16 protein-coding genes are annotated in these 18,334 nt (G+C 69.8%); 6 read left to right on the forward strand and 10 right to left on the reverse strand.

Annotated elements, in window-relative coordinates:
• Position 1: 1 nt before the first annotated feature.
• The 5 genes from ACIBK6_RS28360 to ACIBK6_RS28380 form a co-directional block, all read right to left on the reverse strand.
• Complete coding sequence (locus tag ACIBK6_RS28360) at positions 2-2,080, reverse strand: hypothetical protein (RefSeq protein ID WP_399054228.1); 2,079 nt, start codon at positions 2,078-2,080, stop codon at positions 2-4.
• 196 nt (positions 2,081-2,276) lie between these two features.
• A complete protein-coding gene (locus ACIBK6_RS28365; RefSeq protein ID WP_399054230.1) occupies positions 2,277-2,711 on the reverse strand; it encodes a DUF6507 family protein in 435 nt (144 codons plus the stop codon).
• A gap of 111 nt (positions 2,712-2,822) precedes the next feature.
• The gene (locus tag ACIBK6_RS28370) at positions 2,823-3,590 is read right to left on the reverse strand and encodes a DUF4253 domain-containing protein (RefSeq protein WP_399054231.1); all 768 of its coding nucleotides are present in this window, start codon (positions 3,588-3,590) and stop codon (positions 2,823-2,825) included.
• 53 nt (positions 3,591-3,643) lie between these two features.
• Positions 3,644-3,877 (reverse strand): DUF397 domain-containing protein, encoded by a 234-nt coding sequence (locus ACIBK6_RS28375; protein ID WP_399054232.1) that lies wholly within the window; start codon positions 3,875-3,877, stop codon positions 3,644-3,646.
• Positions 3,874-4,686, reverse strand: coding sequence for a Scr1 family TA system antitoxin-like transcriptional regulator (locus ACIBK6_RS28380; RefSeq protein ID WP_399054233.1), 813 nt, complete (start codon positions 4,684-4,686; stop codon positions 3,874-3,876). Before ACIBK6_RS28380 ends, ACIBK6_RS28375 begins: the two co-directional genes overlap by 4 nt.
• Before the next feature lie 112 nt (positions 4,687-4,798).
• Here ACIBK6_RS28380 and ACIBK6_RS28385 point away from each other — a divergent pair, with 112 nt between their 5' ends.
• The gene (locus ACIBK6_RS28385; protein WP_399054234.1) at positions 4,799-5,398 is read left to right on the forward strand and encodes an ATP-binding protein; all 600 of its coding nucleotides are present in this window, start codon (positions 4,799-4,801) and stop codon (positions 5,396-5,398) included.
• 69 nt (positions 5,399-5,467) lie between these two features.
• Positions 5,468-6,673 carry a PLP-dependent aminotransferase family protein gene (locus ACIBK6_RS28390; protein WP_399054235.1) on the forward strand — a complete coding sequence of 402 codons (1,206 nt, stop codon included), beginning with the start codon at positions 5,468-5,470 and terminating at the stop codon, positions 6,671-6,673.
• A gap of 56 nt (positions 6,674-6,729) precedes the next feature.
• Here ACIBK6_RS28390 and ACIBK6_RS28395 read toward each other — a convergent pair whose 3' ends face one another.
• Positions 6,730-7,422 carry a DUF4232 domain-containing protein gene (locus tag ACIBK6_RS28395; protein ID WP_399054236.1) on the reverse strand — a complete coding sequence of 231 codons (693 nt, stop codon included), beginning with the start codon at positions 7,420-7,422 and terminating at the stop codon, positions 6,730-6,732.
• Between the two features lie 351 nt (positions 7,423-7,773).
• Between ACIBK6_RS28395 and ACIBK6_RS28400 the strand changes: the two genes are divergently transcribed.
• Positions 7,774-9,111 (forward strand): helix-turn-helix domain-containing protein, encoded by a 1,338-nt coding sequence (locus tag ACIBK6_RS28400; protein WP_399054237.1) that lies wholly within the window; start codon positions 7,774-7,776, stop codon positions 9,109-9,111.
• A gap of 25 nt (positions 9,112-9,136) precedes the next feature.
• Here ACIBK6_RS28400 and argS read toward each other — a convergent pair whose 3' ends face one another.
• Positions 9,137-10,897 (reverse strand): arginine--tRNA ligase, encoded by a 1,761-nt coding sequence (gene argS, locus ACIBK6_RS28405; protein ID WP_399054239.1) that lies wholly within the window; start codon positions 10,895-10,897, stop codon positions 9,137-9,139.
• A 169-nt stretch (positions 10,898-11,066) separates the two neighbouring features.
• On the opposite strand from argS, the gene lysS reads away from it, so the two are divergent.
• Together lysS and ACIBK6_RS28415 are read left to right on the forward strand one after the other, a co-directional pair.
• Positions 11,067-12,794, forward strand: coding sequence for a lysine--tRNA ligase (lysS, locus tag ACIBK6_RS28410; protein WP_399054240.1), 1,728 nt, complete (start codon positions 11,067-11,069; stop codon positions 12,792-12,794).
• Positions 12,795-12,944: 150 nt separating this feature from the next.
• The gene (locus tag ACIBK6_RS28415) at positions 12,945-13,169 is read left to right on the forward strand and encodes a hypothetical protein (protein WP_399054241.1); all 225 of its coding nucleotides are present in this window, start codon (positions 12,945-12,947) and stop codon (positions 13,167-13,169) included.
• Between the two features lie 30 nt (positions 13,170-13,199).
• Here ACIBK6_RS28415 and ACIBK6_RS28420 read toward each other — a convergent pair whose 3' ends face one another.
• The 3 genes from ACIBK6_RS28420 to ACIBK6_RS28430 all read right to left on the reverse strand — a co-directional run bounded on the left by ACIBK6_RS28420 (position 13,200) and on the right by ACIBK6_RS28430 (position 16,273).
• Positions 13,200-14,495, reverse strand: coding sequence for a DUF2637 domain-containing protein (locus ACIBK6_RS28420; protein WP_399054242.1), 1,296 nt, complete (start codon positions 14,493-14,495; stop codon positions 13,200-13,202).
• 124 nt (positions 14,496-14,619) lie between these two features.
• Positions 14,620-15,393 (reverse strand): DUF3558 domain-containing protein, encoded by a 774-nt coding sequence (locus ACIBK6_RS28425; protein WP_399054243.1) that lies wholly within the window; start codon positions 15,391-15,393, stop codon positions 14,620-14,622.
• 34 nt (positions 15,394-15,427) lie between these two features.
• Positions 15,428-16,273: a DUF3558 domain-containing protein gene (locus ACIBK6_RS28430; protein WP_399054244.1), complete on the reverse strand. Its 846-nt coding sequence runs from the start codon at positions 16,271-16,273 to the stop codon at positions 15,428-15,430.
• Between the two features lie 301 nt (positions 16,274-16,574).
• Here ACIBK6_RS28430 and ACIBK6_RS28435 point away from each other — a divergent pair, with 301 nt between their 5' ends.
• Complete coding sequence (locus ACIBK6_RS28435; RefSeq protein ID WP_399054245.1) at positions 16,575-17,768, forward strand: RtcB family protein; 1,194 nt, start codon at positions 16,575-16,577, stop codon at positions 17,766-17,768.
• Positions 17,769-18,334 lie beyond the last annotated feature (566 nt).

An 18,334-nucleotide genomic window follows, 5' to 3' on the forward strand; every position in this document is an offset into this window, starting at 1 on the left:
ATCAAGGGTGGCGGCCGGGTGCCGGATTGCTGAACATTGTGTGCAGGTTCCATTTTCCGTCATGGAGTCTATACACCGGCACAATTGTTCCACCCTCGAAGTCGACGGGCAGGAATTCGCCATGGTTTGCCGGGTTCCGATAGTAGCCGGACAGGCGCTCGTGCCCTTCTGTGCCGAGTACCTGGTCGATCGGTGTCGCGTCCGGCGGCTCGCCAGTGCGCGCAATCTCGTCGCGGAAATACTGGTCGGCCCGGACCATGTCTCCAGGGTTGTCGAACTTGGTGGCATACGGACCGACGCGGTGAACGCGACCATGGACGCCGTCCACGGTAGTGCCGGTCAGCGGGTCGATGTTGTTCTCCGACTTGAGGAGCCCGGCGTAGTCGGAGTTCGACCCGTAAATCTTCGGTGCGCCGCCGCTGTCGGTGAGGACCGTTCCCAGACGAGCCTTCAACGCCTGGTCGTCGGGGTAGAGGTGACGTCCGGGCGCGTGCCCCTCACCCCCCTGGCGATCGTCGAGCTCCTTAATGCGGTCATCAACAACCTGAGGGTCCAAGGGTGTGTGGGGCCCTGGACTCGCTGCCGGGCCAGCGCCGTGGCCACCGCCTCCCGAGGGCGGAACGTGCGCCGCTGCAGATCCTGAGCCATGAGCTGCAGCGCCGCCAGAGCCATTTCCCTGGTGCGTGGCGGTGGACCCATGGTGCGCAGAGTTGGTGGGACTGGATCCGGCGTGTTGGGCAGGCGAGCCGTGACCGGCGGCCTGGGAGGCCTCCGGTCCCCGTCCCAGGCCGTGAGCCGTTCCGCCGGGCGTATGGCCTGCCCGGCTGCGCGGTCCCTCCGGGCGCGGGTGGTCTCCGGCGTGGCCCGCTGCGTTCTCCCAGGGGTGGGTGCCGACGATGGCTGGTTCATGGTGCGGAAGGCTCTGTTCCAGCAACGCTCGGTCGGCGGCCGAGAGCTCGATGTGGGCTGCGGACTTCACGCCGTTGGGCAGGGTGACGGTGCTGTCGTCCAGGTTGAGGCGGGTGCCGCCTGGCCATTCGAGGGTGTTGCCCTTGACGACGGGCATGTCGTCGCTGAACTTCAGGACTGTGCCGTCGGGCTGGACGTGGCCGGTGCCGGACAGGATGTCTTTGGAGGCACCGGAGAACACGTTCTTGACGCCGCCGAACAGGTCGCCGACCTTGACGGCGCCGAACTTGCCCGCTGTGAAGACGTACGTCATGGGGTCGACCGCGCGGCCGACCTTGCCGAGGGCGTTGATGGTCTTGGCGACAGCGCCCGCTTTCGCGGCGTTGCCGGCGCCGCCGGCGCAGACGCCGGTGAGGATGTTGAAGCTGACGGACCCTGCGGCGCGGGCCGGGTTCTTGCCCCATTCGTCGTAGGCGACCATGGCCTTGGCGGATTCTTTGAGTGCGGTGCGGGAGTCGCGGAACCATTTCGGCAGCTGGCTGCTGGGAGTGGCCAGGACCGCCGGGCCGCCGGGGAGGCTGATGAGGACGAGGCCGGTGGCGAGTTTTGCCAGGCCTTTCCAGGCCTCGCCGGCCGCGTCCCAGCCCTGGCAGCCGAGCAGGATGTCCAGGCCGGTGACCGTGCCCCAGATGCCGTCGACGATGAAGCCGTCCCACACGAGGCTCTTGCCCTGGTGGTACAGCCAGCTGAGGCCGGTGTACTCGGGCTCCGCGTAGTTGCCCCAGGGGGCGTTGTCCAGGTGGTTGAGGTCATCGGCACTGGCCCCGTACGCGCTGGTGCCCTTGGGCAACATCTGCCCGCCGCTGAGTTTGCCCAGGACCAGGGTGCTGCCGCCCACCAAAGCGGTGATCTTGTTGTGGCAGGCGATCTCGGCTTCGTAGAACGCCTGCAAGGTGGCCTGGACCTCGTTCTTCAGGCCGTCGTTGTGGTCCCGCTTCTTCTCGTCTCGGCGCCAGTGGTCGTCGCCCTCGATGCTCGCGGTGAACGCAAACGCCTGTCGTTGCAGGTCTTCGAGCTTCTTCGCCAGCGGCCGCACTTGCTGGCTGTAGGCGCTCAGCGCACCGGACACCTTCTCCAAGTTGTCCGCGAAGGTGGCGGTCTTCGCGGCCACCGGCGCGGTCGTGGCGAACAACTGGTCCGCCTCCGGCGCCTTGTAGAACGCCGCCACACCCTGGAAGTTGGAATGGATGCCCGCTCCGGCATCGCGAAATGCCCCTGCCTCCGTACTCAGGAGCAGCGTGTCGATGTCCAGGCTGTCCAGGTCGCCGGTGAACTGGGGGATACCCGAGGGCACGATCGCTTCGGGGTCACTCACTGCCGGCCCGCTTCCCCGAGAACCCCGGCGGCGCAGGCGTCGGCTCCTCCGCAGCAGTGTGCTGTGCCTGCGCAGCCATCTTCAAGTCGCCCTTGACGTACTCGTTGGTCGCCTCGGCCGCCCCGGTCAAGGACTTGCCCGTGCGCTCCACGACGTACCGAAGGTCCTTCTGCCAGTGCTGCATGAACTCACCCAGTGCCGCCGCCACCGGACCGGTCGCCAGCGCCGGACCGGTATACCCGGCCGCAACCGTGCCCGCAGCGGTCGCCGTACGCGGCAACGTGTCACTCAGGTTCGTCCCTGCCGTCGACAAACCCTCCGCCGACACCGCCGTCTTCCTCAGCGCGCCCTGAACCCCCGGCACACTGACATCCCAACCCGACACCGAACCCCCCACTCCCTGCTCCCCGCGCCCCGTACGCCCCACCGGTCAAGGGCCAATCTTCCTCGAACATGCGTTGCATACGCAATGAGGTTCCGGGCCTATTGACACGGATCCAGCCACGGCCACGGCAACGGCCACGCGTTGGATGCCCGGTTATTTGTCCCACTGGAAGGTCCAACTCCCGCCTTTCAGAAGGGAGCTGGCGTACTCGTGCAGGTCGGTCTCTATCGCCTCGGGGCAGAATGCGAAGTGTTCCGCTGCGAGGATCAGGGCCTCCTCGCTGGTCGTGGGTGGGGACGCCACCGAGAGCGTCAGCTCGTTGCTCGTGAGGCCCACTACCCGTATGCCGAACCTGTCCTCCCACGAGCGCAGCACCGCGCACAGCCTTGCCACGTCGTGCTCGTGGTTCAGGGGGCCGCGCCAGCCGATGGCAGCGGGTATGTCGGCGCTGCGGCGGGCCGGGATCAGGGCCAGGCGGGCGCCCTTCAGGGGGCCCTCGGCCGTTGCCGTTCCGGCTATTTCCGCTGCCCTGCGGTCCGGGTCCGCCTGGAGTGCGGGGGCGAGTGCGAGGCCGGGCCACTCCTCGCTCTCGTAGCCCAGCTCTTCCTCGGCGTACGCCTCCCAGAAGTCGGCCAGTACGTCCTCGGCGTCGTGGTCCCCCGGGTACGTCATCAGGTCCGGAGGTGTCAGGTCCCAGTCCGCCAACTCCCGTATCCCGCCCAGCAGTACGGGATGCAGGCCCGCTGCTCTGCGGGCCGGGGACAGCCGCGCCCAGTCCTCCGGGCCTGCCGCTTCATCGGCGAGCCAGAGCAGCGGCTCGCTCGCCGGGCCGATCAGTCTGCCGGGCGGCAGGTCGAGGCCCAGTACCTTGCCGGTCGGGTCGTCGGTCAGGTGGGGCAGTGGATTCGGGAGCATCGCCATGTCCTGAATGTATGTCCCGCCACTGACAACGCCCTCAGCTCACAGTGTGGAGCTCAGAGTTCCGCTACGAAGCCCTGCCATGTGGTCGGGCTCAGGGTGAGGGTGGGGCCTTCGGGATCCTTGGAGTCCCGGATGTGGATGGCGGAGGGGTGGGTTGCTACCTCGACGCACTCGCCGCCGTCGCTTCCGCTGTAGCTCGACTTCCTCCAGACGCAGGCGACTTCGAGGCATTCGCCGCCCTCATCACTGCTGTAGCTGGACTTGAACCACTCCAGTGTGTCGCTCATCGCTCTCCTAGTAGCCGGTCCAACAGGCCCATCGACGCTTCGGTGTTGAGGGCCTGTGTTCGCAGCATCGCATACTTGCGCGCCAGGATGCTGACCTCATCGGGGTCGGCCACGAACTGGCTGCCACGCTGGGTCTCGGTGTAGGCGAGGTGCTGGTGTTGTGGTGTTTCCAGCAGGATGAACGGCCCTGCCAAGGCCGCATGAGATTTGCGGCCGAGTGGCATGATCTGGAGGGCCAGGCCCGGTAGTTCGGCGCATTCGCGGAGGTGGCGGAGCATCCCCCTGTGTACTGCGTGACCGCCGAGCCGGTCGCGAATGATCGCCTCGGAGAGGACGAAGCTCAGCGAGGGTGGCACCTTGCGGTGCAGTATGGCCTGGCGGTCGAGGCGGGCGCCGACCTGAAAGGTGATCTCGTCCTCGCCGTATGCCGGTACGCGGCTCTGGAACACCGCGCGGGCGTACTCCTCGTTCTGGAGTAGGCCCGGCAGTACCTGGTTCGCATAGAAGCTGAGCGCGATCGCCACCCGCTCCTCGTCCATGTACTTCTCCGCCCACAAGGGATAGCGGTCCACCTCCGGCATGTTCTCGACCGCCACCGTCAGCGCGCCCTTGGTGTCCAGCAACGCGTCCAGTTCCCGGGCCAGTTCGGGTTTCAGGACCCGTCGCCCCTGCTCGATCGAGGCGATCGTCTCCGGCTCCGCGCACACCAGCTCGGCGAGTGTCCGTTGGGTGTGGCCGGCAGCTCGCCTGAAGCAGGCGAGCTGGGCGCCCACCATGCGCATTGCGGACGTGTTCTTCCTGGGCTGCATAACCCCCAACTCCCCACCCGCAAAGGTGCCTTATGCACACCGGACCCGTACAGAATTCTTGTACGGGTCCAATCCCTCCGGCATCAGGCACCCGCTCCGCCACCCTCCCCCCATGACCGAGACGACCGAGAACGAATTCCGCGAGCGCTTCTACCCGCGCCAGCGCCAATCGATCCCCGCAGCACGGCAGTTCAGCGTGGGGGCTGTTGCCGACTGGGGGTTCTTTCATCGGCTCGATGACGTACTGCTTTGCGTCAGCGAGCTCGCCACCAACGCGTTGGTGCACGGGGTGCCGCCGGGGCGGGGGTTTCTGCTGAGGCTGGAACTGTGCGACGGGGCCGTGTTCCGGGTTGAGGTGCACGACAGCGGGGGTGGGGTGCCCCGGGTCGCGGACAGGGCGGATGTCGCGGACGAGGGCGGGCGGGGGCTGCTGCTCGTGGCCGCGCTGGCCGACAAGTGGGGGGTGGGGGAGCGGGACCCGGGGAAGGTGGTCTGGTGCGAGTTCGTCTGCCCTGGCGGAGACTCCGATGGTGGTCCGGGCGGCTGGCCAGGTGCTGGCTCCGGCCATGGGCCAGGTGGTGGCTCGGGCGGCGGGACAAGCGGTGGCTCGGGCAGCGGCCCGGGCAGCGGGGCAGGCGGTGGCCCGTACGCCGACCCGTGCGCAGGCCCGGACGCCGACCCATACGCCGGCCCGGATCGTGGGATGGCCTGATCGCGATGGCTGCGGTCTGCGTAAGGTGCTGGGTAGTTGGACGTCCGAGCAACTGACAGGAGCTGCCCCATGCCCGCCGCTGCCTCATCGGCCGCCGCCGCCGTGCCCGCGCTCGCCGCTCGCGCGGCATCCGTCGGGGCCTCGCCCGTACGGGAGATCCTGGCGCTGACCGCCCGGCCCGAGGTGATCTCCTTCGCGGGCGGTCTGCCCGCGCCCGAGTTGTTCGACGCAGAAGGCATCGCCGCCGCGTTCCGGGCCGTGATGGAGGAGCAGGCGGCGACGGCACTTCAGTACTCCACGACCGAGGGCGCCCCCGCGCTGCGGGCCGCCACCGCTGCGCGGCTCGCCAAGCGCGGGCTTGCGACCGGTGCCGACGACCTGCTGATCACCACCGGTTCGCAGCAGGGCCTCACCCTTCTCGCCGCCGCGCTGCTCGAACCCGGTGACGTGGTGCTCGTTGAAGACCCTTGCTATCTCGCCGCGTTGCAGGTGTTCGGCTTCGCGGGCGCTCGCATCGTCGCCGTGCCGTGCGACGAGGACGGGCCCGACCCGGTCGCGTTGGACGAGCTGGTCGTGCGCGAGCGGCCCAAGCTGTTCTACTGCGTGCCCACCTTCCAGAACCCCACCGGCCGCACCATGAGCGCCGAGCGGCGCCGGGCGGTCGCCGATGTGGCGGTGCGGCGCGGGGTGTGGATCGTGGAGGACGACCCGTACGGCGAGCTGCGCTACGAGGGCGAGCACGTGCCGTGGATCTCGTCGTACGAGGACGCCGCCGACCGGACCGTGCTGCTCAGCAGCTACTCGAAGATCATGGCGCCCGGTCTGCGCATCGGCTGGGTGCGGGCGCCGCATGAACTGCTGCGCGCCTGCGTCATAGCCAAGCAGGCCTCCGACCTGCACACCCCGACCGTGAACCAGCTCGCCGCCGCCCGCTATCTCGCGGACCGGGACCTGGACGCGCACGTCGCCAAGGTGCGGGCCGCCTACGGCGAGCGCAGGGACGCCATGCTCGCGGGTCTCGCCGACGCGCTCCCCGAGGGCTCGACGTGGAACCGGCCCGAGGGCGGCATGTTCCTGTGGGCCCGGCTGCCCGAGGGCAGCGACGCAACTGCCTTGCTGCGTACGGTGGTTGAGCACGACGTCGCGTACGTTCCCGGCGCGCCGTTCTTCGCCGGTGTGCCCGATGCGGCCGCGCTGCGGCTGTGCTTCGTGACCTCGGCGCCGGACGAGATCAGGGAGGGCCTGGACCGGCTGGGGCGCGCCCTCAAGGGCTGAGAGCCTGTGTCTAAACCCCCCACTGAGGACCATGCCTCCGGCTACCAGGTCTCCGGCTACCAGGCCTCGATCGCCGAGAGGTCCGACTGCCAGTAGGTCGCCATGGCCTGGCTGTCCACGACGGACACGCTCTTGGCGAGGGCGGCGTAGGCGGACGGGCCGGTGGATTCCATGCCGACCTTGCCACGGAAGTACACGACGACCTGGCCGGCGTTGTACGCCTTGCTGCCGTCGCCCTCGCCCTGGGTGCGGACCATCGCGTAGGCGGAGGCGCCGGGAGACAGCGTGACCACCGCCTGGGGAATGGTCTCCTTGTCGACCGGGATCGGGGACTGGGCGTTGGAGAAGCCGACGGCGGGGGCGTCGTAGGCGTTGCACGCCGTCTTGCCGGTGTTGGTGACCGTCAGGAGGATGTGGTTGATCGGGCGGGTCACCGGGGTCGCGGTCAGCTTGACCTTGGCGCCGGTGCAGGGCACGTCGGTGGCGGCGCCCCCGGACGAGGGCTTCTTCCCGGTCTTGCCTGTCGACTTGGCGGGGGTGCCGTGCTTGTCGGCTCCCGTGCTGGAGCCCGAACCCGATCCCTTGCTGTCGCCCGCCGCCGGGGACTGGCCGTCGCCGGTCGCCGGGGCGGCGGCGGACGGGTTGTCGCTCGCCTTCGCGGCGTCCGAGCCGCCTCCGCAGGCGGTCAGGGCGAGCGCGGCGACGAGGGTGGTGGTCGCGGCGGCGGCGATGCGGAAGTTGGTGCGCATGATGCTTGGTGCTCCCCGTGTGAGTACGTCTTCGTGTGAGTACGTCCGCTTGACGGTGTGAACGCGTCAGCGGCGCAGCTGGTGGATCAGTGTGATGACGGTGGCGATGGACGCGGCCAGGATGACGACGGCCATCGAGTCCGCGAGGTTGAACCGGATGCGGAATCGCATGGACTGCTCCCGGAGCGAGCTGTTCGGCTGCTTGCTGCAACTACCTTGCGGGGCGGCCGGACTGCCGGGCAACGAGCAAGGGACAATGGGGGAAGCTGGAACGCTGGAACACCCTTTGACCTGGGGAAACGACCTGTCCCTGGAATGCGTTCCTGGGATGGATGGGGAGGGAACCGGGGCATGGCGACGACCGAGTCCGAGCAGTTCGCGGCGCTGCTGCGGGAGTTGAAGGACCGCTCGGGACGCAGTTACGGAGTCCTCGCGGGCAGGCTCCACATGAGTACGTCCACGCTCCACCGGTACTGCAACGGCGACGCGGTTCCGAACGAGTACGCCCCCGTCGAGCGGCTCGCCCGGCTGTGCGGGGCGACCCCCGAGGAGTCCGTCGAACTGCACCGGCGCTGGATCCTGGCGGACGAGGCGCGGCGCCGCTCGCGCGGGGCGAACCCGGCCGCGGCCCCGACCGCGGAGGCCGGGCCCGCTTCGGGCCCCGCGCCCGCTGAAGTCCCGGCGGTGCCACGGCAGTCCGAGCCGGGGCCGGAGCCTGAAGTATCTGAGGAAGTCGAGCTGCCCGGTGTCGTCGCGGCCGACCCGCCCGCCCCGCACCGTACGAGCCGGTTCGGCGGCAAGAAGGTGCGGCTCGCGCTCATCGGGGCGGCCGTCGTGGCGCTCGCCGTGCCCGCCGTCGCCTACGCCAGCCTGTCCGGGCCGGATGGTGAGGGCGGCAGGAGCGGCACGGTCGCGGACGCCAAGCAGAGCGCCGACGCCGCGGTGAAGAGCCCCGCCGGTCGTACGCCGAACGGCTCGCCCAGCGCCACGCCCAGCCCGTCGGCTTCGACGCCGAGCCCCTCGGCGTCCGCCGCCCGCTCGACACCCTCGTCCAAGCTGGGCGCCACCGGCACGCCGGTGAGCGTGGGCGTCAGCTCGTACCAATGGGACGGGCCCTGCGGGAAGTACTATCTGCTCGACCAGCAACCGGGCGCGGTGCCGCCGCCGCCCGCCCCGCAGGACAGCCGGCCCTGGGCCAGGGCGCTGGGCGGGGTCGACGCCGGGCACTTCACGCTGGAGCTGACCGCCACCGGCAAGACGCAGGATTCCGTGGTGCTCACGGGACTTCACGTACGGGTCGTGGGGCGCGAGGCGCCGCTGAACTGGACCGCGTACTCGATGGGTTCGGGATGCGGAGGCGGCGTCACCCCGCAGTTCTTCGACATCGACCTCGACGCCGCGCAGCCGCGCCCGAAGCCCGTCGCGGGCGAGCAGGGCGACACGAAGCTCCCGGCCGTGGACTTCCCGTACAAGGTGTCCTCGACCGATCCGCAGGTGCTCAACCTCGATGTGCACACCGACGCGCACGACGTGACGTGGTACCTGGAGCTGGACTGGAGCAGCGGCGACCGCTCCGGGACGATCGAGGTCAAAGACAAGGGCAAGCCGTTCCGCTCGGCCGCGCTGAAGGGCCGGCCCGCGTACGAGTACCGGACCGACACCCATGTGTGGGAGCGGCTGCAGTCGTGAACAGCCGCTCCCCGCAAGGGAGTTGCTAGAGGCGCTCGGGCGTGCGGATGCCGAGCAGGGCCATGCCCTGGTGGAGCGTGCGGGCGGTCAGGTCGCACAGGAACAGGCGGTTCTCGACCTGCGCCTCGGTGTCGGCCTTCAGGACCGGGCACTGGTCGTAGAACGTCGTGTACAGCGACGCCAGCTGGTACAGGTACGCGGCCAGCTTGTGCGGCGCGTACTCGGCCGTGGCCTCCGCGAGCAGTTCCCCGAACGCGTCCAGGTGCAGGCCCAACGCCCGCTCCGCCGGGGCGAGTTCGAGCTCCGGGTGGGCGACCGGGCCCTTGTCTCCGGCCTTGCGCAGGATCGACTTGATACGGGCGTACGCGTACTGGAGGTAGACGGAGGTGTCGCCGTTCAGCGACACCATCTGGTCCAGGTCGAACTTGTAGTCCCGGTTCGCCGACGTCGACAGGTCCGCGTACTTCACGGCGCCGATCCCGACGTACCGCCCGTTCTCGACGATCTCCTCCTCGGACAGGCCCACCTTCTCGGCCTTCTCGCGCACGACGGCGGTGGCCCGCTCGACGGCCTCGTCCAGGAGGTCCTCCAGCTTGACCGTCTCGCCCTCACGCGTCTTGAACGGCTTGCCGTCCGCGCCGAGCACCGTGCCGTAGCCCATGTTGTGCGCGGTGACGTCGTCGCTGAGCCAGCCCGCCCGGCGGGCCGCCTCGAAGACCATCCGGAAGTGCAGCGACTGCCGTACGTCCACCACGTACAGGAGCGTCGTCGCGTGCAGGTCGAGGACGCGGTCGCGGATCGCGGAGAGGTCGCTCGCCGCGTAGCCGAAGCCGCCGTCCGCCTTCTGCACGATCAGCGGCACCGGCTGGTCGTCCTTGCCGCGGATCTCGTCGAAGAAGACCACGAGCGCGCCCTCGGAGCGGACCGCGACACCGGACTCCTCCAGGAGCCGGGCCGTCTCGGCCATCATGTCGTTGTACGCGGACTCACCGACGATCTCGTCGTCGCGGATCTCCATGTCCAGCTTCTCGAAGACCGAGTAGAAGTAGACCTTCGACTCGTCCACGAACCGCTGCCACAGGTCGAGCGTCTCCTTGTCGCCGGACTGGAGGGCGACCACCCGCTTGCGGGCCCGCTCCTTGAACGCCTCGTCGGCGTCGAAGACCGCGCGCGAGGCCTTGTACACCCGGTTCAGGTTGCTCATCGCCTGCTCGCCGTCGACGTCGGCCGCCGGGGCCAGCTCGCCGGGGTGCTCGATCAGGTGCTGGATGAGCATGCCGAACTGGGTGCCCCAGTCGCCGATGTGGTGGCGGCCGATGGTCTGCTCGCCGGTGAAGTCGAGCATGCCGCGCAGCGCGTCGCCGATGACCGCCGAGCGCAGGTGGCCGACGTGCATCTCCTTCGCCACGTTGGGCTGGGCGTAGTCGATGACGGTGATGCCCGGGTCCGCCTTCAGCGGCACGCCGAGCCGGTCGTCGGCGGCGCGCGCGGCCAGCGTCTCGGTGATCGCCCGGTCGGTGAGCGTGATGTTGAGGAAGCCGGGGCCCGAGACCTCGACGTCCTTCAGCAGCTCACCGGTGTCGAGCGCGTCGGTGACCTTCGTCGCGAGCTCGCGCGGGTTGCCCTTCAGCTTCTTGGCGAGCGCCAGGATGCCGTTGGCCTGGAAGTCGGCCCGGTCGCTTCGTCGCAGCAGCGGGTCGGTGGAGCCGGCCTCCGGCAGCGCAGCCGAGAGGGCGTCCGCCAGGCGCTGCTGGACCGTGGAAGCGAGGGAATGGACCGAGGCCATTGAGGTGCCGTTCCTGTCGAGGGTGGGGACGATTGCCCTCCGATTCTCCCACGGGGGCCCCATCCCTTTCGCCGGGATATCGGGCAACCCCGGAGGAGCTCGTTCCGTCTGGGAGAATGGGCGTGCCGGCCTCTCCCAGGCAGACGAGGGCATTACGAGAAAGAAGGACGTGCCGACCGTGGCTCAGAGCAGCACCGAGACCGACTGGGTCTCCCGTTTCGCGGACGATGTCATCGCCGAGTCGGAGCGACGTGCGCCTGGCAAACCGGTCGTCGTCGCGTCCGGACTCTCCCCCTCCGGCCCCATTCACCTGGGCAATCTGCGCGAGGTCATGACCCCGCACCTGGTCGCGGACGAGATCCGCCGCCGGGGGTACGAGGTCCGTCACCTGATCTCCTGGGACGACTACGACCGGTACCGCAAGGTGCCCAACGGCGTGCCCGGCGTGGACGAGTCGTGGGCCGAGCACATCGGCCGCCCGCTGACCTCGGTCCCGGCCCCGGCCGGCTCCGCGCACCCGAACTGGGCCGCGCACTTCAAGGCCGCGATGATCGAGGCGCTCGCCGAGCTGGGCGTCGAGTACGACGGCATCAGCCAGACCGAGCAGTACAACGGCGGCGTCTACCGCGAGCAGGTGCTGCACGCGATGAAGCACCGCGGTGACATCGACGCGATCCTTGAGCAGTACCGGACCAAGAAGGCCCCGGGCAAGAAGTCGCAGAAGCCGGTGGACGAGGCCGAGCTGGAGGCCGCCGAGGGCTCCGGCGCCGCGGCCGAGGACGACGGCACGGGCTCGACGGGCTACTTCCCGTACAAGCCGTACTGCGGCGGCTGCAACAAGGACCTCACGGTCGTCTCGGCGTACGACGACGACACCACGGAGCTGACCTACACCTGCTCCGCGTGCGGCTTCTCGGAGACCGTCCGGCTCAGCGAGTTCAACCGCGGCAAGCTGGTCTGGAAGGTCGACTGGCCGATGCGCTGGGCGTACGAGGGCGTGATCTTCGAGCCGTCCGGCGTCGACCACTCCTCGCCCGGCTCCTCCTTCCAGGTCGGCGGCCAGATCGTCTCGATCTTCGACGGCGTGCAGCCGATCGGCCCGATGTACGCCTTCGTCGGCATCAGCGGCATGGCCAAGATGTCGTCCTCGAAGGGCGGCGTGCCGACCCCGGCCGACGCGCTGAAGATCATGGAGCCGCAGCTCCTGCGCTGGCTGTACGCGCGCCGCAGGCCCAACCAGTCCTTCAAGATCGCCTTCGACCAGGAGATCCAGCGGCTCTACGACGAGTGGGACAAGCTGGAGGCGAAGGTCGCCGACGGCTCGGTGCTGCCGGCCGACGCGGCCGCGTACGCCCGGGCCGCCCGCACCGCCGCCGGTGAGCTGCCCCGCACCCCGCGCCCGCTGCCGTACCGCACCCTCGCCTCCGTGGTGGACATCACCGCGGGCCACGAGGACCAGACCCTGCGCATCCTCAGTGAGCTGGACCCGGCGAACCCGGTCACCTCCCTGGACGAGGTGCGGCCGCGCCTGGACCGCGCCGAGAACTGGATCTCCACCCAGGTCCCGGCCGACCAGCGCACCCTGGTCCGCGAGGAGCCCGACACCGAGCTGCTCGCCTCGCTGGACGACGCGGGCCGCGAGTCGCTGCGGCTGCTTGTCGAGGGCCTGGACTCGCACTGGTCGCTCGACGGGCTCACCACGCTCGTCTACGGCGTGCCGAAGGTGATGGCGGGCCTGGAGCCGGACGCCAAGCCGACGCCCGAGCTGAAGGTCGCCCAGCGCACCTTCTTCGCGCTGCTCTACACGCTCCTGGTCAGCCGCGAGACGGGGCCGCGCCTGCCCACCCTGCTGCTCGCCGTGGGCGCGGACCGGGTGCGCAAGCTGCTCGCCGTCTGACCGCGCAGAAGCAGACGTGGCCGAGGGCCGTCATCCGTTTCCGGGTGGCGGCCCTCGCTGCGTCTTCGGGGCGTACTGCATCTTTGGGTGTACGGCGGTTTCGGCCTCCGGCAGGAGGAACCGGGCGGGTTCTCGCGAGACCGTGGAGCCATGAACGCGAACATCACCAAGCAGGTCGTCGGGCCCATCGGCTGGGTCGTCGGCATCCAGGGCGTACTCGGCTTCGCCGGGGCGCAGTTCGGCAACGGACCCTGGGGCTTCCTGCACAAGATCACCGACATCCCGACGGCCGGCTATCTGGCTCTCGCCGTACTGGGTGCCGGGGTGGCCGTCTGGGCGGAGATGGGCAAGAAGCCGCCGCAGAAGGTTTCTTGACGCACCGTCAGGCGATGTTCAGGCGGATGCTCAGGCGATGTGGTCCTCGGTCAGCTCGGCGTCGTAGCGCTGCTTGAAACCGGGGATCAGGCCGCGCAGCAGGGCGGTGCTGCGGGGGTGGGTCACTCCGTGGCCGTCCGAGAGGTGTATGTCGAGGACCTCGACGCTCGGGTAGTCGTTGTGCTGGTGCGCGTACTGGCGGAACACCACGTACGCCATCTCGGCGAACTCCGCGTCCTCCACGGAGGGTTCTGCGGTCTTCTGGGGCTCCTGCTCCGGCACCCGCTGCGGCTGGGCCGCGCGCGGGTCGGGCACGCCGAGGCGGCGCTCTCGGCCGGGGCCCGCCGGGACCATCACCGGCTCCGGCTGAGGCTGCTGCTCAGGCTGCGGCTGTTGCTGCGGCTGGGGCTCGGCTTCGATGAAGTCCGGGTCGTACGTGCCCTCGTACGCCTCCTGCGAGATCTGCTGGGCGGCGAACCAGGGGCTCTCGTGCGTGGTGGGCTGCTCCGGGGCGGCAGCGGGGTCGTGGACGGGGGTCTCGACCGGCTGCTCCTCGGGGGCGGAGTGCGCGTGCGCCGGGGGCAGCTCGGGCTGCGGCTCGTGCTTCACGATCACCGGCGGGGGCGGCAGGAGCACCGGCTCGACGCCGGCCGCGGCGAGTCCCGCCGGGGCGGTCTCGGCGAGCGGGACGCCGTACTTGGCGAGCCGCAGCGGCATCAGGGACTCGACGGGGGCCTTGCGGCGCCAGGCGCGGCCGTAGACGGACTGGAGGCGGGCCCGGTAGACGAGGCGGTCCTGTTCGAGCTTGATGACCTGCTCGTAGCTGCGCAGCTCCCACAGTTTCATGCGCCGCCACAGCCGGAAGGTGGGGATGGGCGAGAGCAGCCAGCGGGTGAGGCGGACGCCCTCCATGTGCTTGTCGGCGGTGATGTCGGCGATCCGGCCGACGGCGTGCCGGGCCGCCTCGACCGAGACCACGAACAGCACCGGGATGACCGCGTGCATGCCCACGCCCAGCGGGTCCGGCCAGGCCGCGGCGGCGTTGAAGGCGATCGTGGCGGCCGTGAGCAGCCACGCGGTCTGGCGCAGCAGCGGGAACGGGATGCGCAGCCAGGTAAGCAGCAGGTCGAGGGCGAGCAGCACGCAGATGCCCGCGTCGATGCCGACCGGGAAGACGTAGGAGAACCTTCCGAAGCCCTTTTGCAGCGCGAGCGCCCGGACCGCCGCGTACGATCCCGCGAAACCGATCCCGGCGATGACCACCGCGCCCGCGACCACCACTCCGATCAGAATGCGGTGCGTACGTGTCAGCTGAGTCGCGGCCACCCGCGTCCCCTCCCCATGTCAAGCAACTGGTCGCCTTGTCAAGCAACTGGCGGGCACAGCCTGGCACATGCGTACGGAGTCCGGCCCACAGGGGAGGGCCGGACTCCGTACGGTCGTGCTTGGACTACTTGTTGTTCGCGGCGGCCACTGCCGCCACCGCCTCCTTGGCCGCGGCGGTCGCGCCGTCCTGCACGTCGTTGGCCGGGGGGGCGTCCGCGCCCTGGTAGCCGGTGCCGTTGTAGTCGAGCGCGACGACGGCGTTGGCGGTACGGACCACCACGACGGCGTACCTGAAGTTCGTGTCGGTCTTCTTCAGCTCGAACGTGATCGCCGTCGCCTGGTCGCCCAGGCCGGAGACCGGGGCGGTCTTCACGTTCTTCGCGTCGGCCGTCGACTTCGCGGCCGAGACCGCCCGGTCGAACTGCTTCTGCGCCAGCGAGTCGCCGCTGCCGAGGGCCGGCGTGGAGTCGTAGCGCTTGAGGTCGACGTCGAGCCAGCGGTAGAGCGAGCCCTTGACGCCCTTGTCCTCCAGGCCGTTCCAGGTGCAGCTCGCCTGGGTCTGCGGGTCCGAGGTCTTGCCCACCTCGCCCGCCTTCGTCTTCGCGTTGGGGACGTACTTGTCGACCGACGCCGCCGTGACCGCCTTGCACGGGTCGGGCAGCTTGGCGAACTTCGCCGGTGCGGGGGCGGCCGAGCCTGACGGCGAGGCCTGCTTGCCGCCGGATCCGGACGCGGAGGCGGACGCCGAGTTCTTCGTACTGCCGCCGCCCGAGCCGGAGGAGCAGCCCGCCGCGACGAGCATCACAGGGACGGCGGCACAGGCGAGGACACGGGCGAGCCGGATGCGCGGGGCCGGGGCGTGGGCCTTCTCGGGGGTGGCCGGGGCTGATCGGTGCATGATTCCTTCGCTCTTCGTTCTTCGCGCTGGCGCGCTATTCGCTGAACTGCTCGACGAGCTTGCCGGCCAGGGCCTGGGCCTGCTCCTGCAGCTCCTTGCTGTCGGGGACCGCGGCGGATGCCGCGGACTGGGCGGTGTACTCGATGGTCACGATCGCATTGGACGTACGGAAGACCACAGAGACGGTACGCCGTCCGGCCTCGGTCCCGGCGTCGGAGCCGAGCGGGGACGACACCTCGTTCAGGAACGCGGCGTCGCCGAGGCCGCTGAGCCGGCGCGGCTGAAGCCCGGCTCCGCCGGTGCCGGTCGACGGGCTGGGCGAGCTCGGGGTGCCGGCGGCCGCCGGGCTGCCGCTGGGGGTGGCCGACGGGGTGCCGGGGGCGGGCGAGCCGGACGTGCTCGGGGTGGCGGATCCGCTCGGCACCGGCGCGGAGCTCTGCGGAGCGGGCAGGTTCGCCGCGGTCTCCTTCTTCCCGTACAGCGCCTTCGCGGTGTCGTCGTCGCTCACCGCGGGGTCGTACGACACGACCCGCTCGAAGTCGACCGTGAGTCTGCGCACACCCTCGGCCGTCTCGTCCTTCCAGCGGCAGCCGACCCGCCGGTCGGTGTCGTAGGTGAGGTCGGCGGTGCCCGCGTACTCCTTCGCCGCGTCGGCCTCCGGCAGGGCGGCCGCGCCCGGCAGCATGCCCTTGAGCACGCTCTTGCTCACGGCGCGGCAGGGTTCGGGCAGGGTGCGGTACTTGCCGGGCGGCGCGGGGGCGGCCTTGGTGTCGCCCGCCTTGGAGTCGGTGGCGGAGCTGTCGGTACCGGAGGCCGCAGAGCAGCCGGACACGAGCGCCACGAGGAGCGCGAGACCGGGCACGTACGCCTTTCGCTGCACGGTTCCCAGGCTCCTTTCAGCAGGACGACGTAAGACGACATAAGAGGACGACGTAAGAAAAAGCGGTTGCCGCCGGAAGGCGGTGGCCGGACACAATGTGTATCGCACGCGCACCTGTGAACGCCGGTCCACTGTCCTGCTTGTGGGCCTTGGCTCCAGTTTTTGCCTTACGTGCGTTTTGGGGTTTTCGTGTAGGTATCGGTTGTAGGTATCAGTTGTGGATGCCGGCTGTGGATACCGGCCGTGGATGTCAGCTGTAGACATCGGCGGCAGATGTCAGCTTTCGGGGGATCGAGGAATCATGTCGTACGTGGAGATGGCCGGCGCACGGGTGCCGATCAGGATGTGGACCGACCCGGAGTCGGTCGACGAGGGGGCTCTGCAGCAGCTGCGCAATGTCGCCACGCTGCCGTGGATCAAGGGTCTGGCCGTGATGCCGGACGTCCACTACGGCAAGGGCGCCACGGTCGGCTCGGTGATCGCCATGCAGGGCGCGGTGTGCCCGGCCGCGGTGGGCGTCGACATCGGCTGCGGCATGTCCGCGGTCAAGACCTCCCTGACCGCCAACGATCTCCCCGGCGATCTGTCCCGGCTCCGCTCGAAGATCGAGCAGGCCATCCCGGTGGGTCGCGGCATGCACGCGGACCCGGTGGACCCGGCCCGGCTGCACGCCTTCCCGACGGCGGGCTGGGAAGGGTTCTGGGAGCGGTTCGGGGGGATCGCGGAGGCGGTCAAGTTCCGCGAGGAACGGGCCGTCAAGCAGATGGGAACGCTCGGATCCGGCAACCACTTCGTCGAATTCTGTCTGGACGAGTCGGGTTCGGTCTGGCTGATGCTGCACTCCGGATCCCGGAACATCGGCAAGGAGCTCGCCGACTTTCACATCGGCGAGGCGCAGAAGCTGCCGCACAACCAGGGCCTGGTCGACCGCGACCTCGCCGTCTTCGTCGCGGACACCCCGCAGATGGCGGCGTACCGCAACGATCTCTTCTGGGCGCAGGAGTACGCGAAGTACAACCGGGCGATCATGATGGCGCTCTTCCAGGACGTGGTCCGCAAGGAGTTCAAGAAGGCCAGGGTGACCTTCGAGCCGGTCATCTCCTGCCACCACAACTACGTGGCGGAGGAGCGGTACGACGGCATGGACCTGCTGGTCACCCGCAAGGGCGCGATCCGGGCGGGCTCCGGGGACTTCGGGATCATCCCGGGCTCGATGGGCACGGGTTCGTACATCGTGAAGGGCCTCGGCAACCCGGCGTCCTTCAACTCGGCCTCGCACGGCGCGGGCCGCAGGATGAGCCGGAGCGCGGCGAAGCGGACGTTCTCGACGCGGGACCTGGCGGAGCAGACGCGGGGCGTGGAGTGCCGCAAGGACTCCGGCGTCGTGGACGAGATCCCGGGCGCGTACAAGCCGATCGAGAAGGTCATCGACCAGCAGCGCGACTTGGTGGAGGTCGTGGCGAAGCTGAAGCAGGTGGTGTGCGTCAAGGGCTGACGTGTTGTGCGTGGGGGGCGGCCGGTTCTGCGTGTCAGGGGCGCGGCCGGATTTCGCGCGTGAGGGGGGCGCGGCCGGATTTCGCGCGTGAGGGGGGCGCGGCCGGGTCTCGCGTGTGAGGAGGGCGGCCGGGCCGGGGGCTTTCGCCCCCGGCCGCCGCCTCTTCCCGGCCCGCATGCCGGGAAAGCGCCGGAAGGGCGCACGGCTGTGCCGTCGGCGAGCCGAGGGGCTGCCGGGCACTGCCCGTATCACGAGGACGTACCGGGGAGGGGTCCGGTTTTGCCCGGGCGGCCGTGGCAGAAGCCGCCCGGTGTCCGCGGGACGCCCGGCAGGGCATCGTCTGCCCATGCCCTGCACTGCCGGTTCTGGCGTGGCGCGGACAACGTCCTCGTGACAGCGGACGTACGGCGATCCAGCTTCCCCCTTTACGGGGTGTGCAGTTGATCGTCCTCACTCAGCATGCAGGAAGCGGGCGGGGTTTTCCGCTGAAGATTTATCCGCTGAAAAGCGGGATGGGAAAAGATCCGGCCCGGCGGGCGCGATAGGGGTGGGTGGGCTGGCCGAGA

The organism is Streptomyces sp. NPDC050485, from assembly GCF_044458185.1.
Classification (GTDB): domain Bacteria; phylum Actinomycetota; class Actinomycetes; order Streptomycetales; family Streptomycetaceae; genus Streptomyces.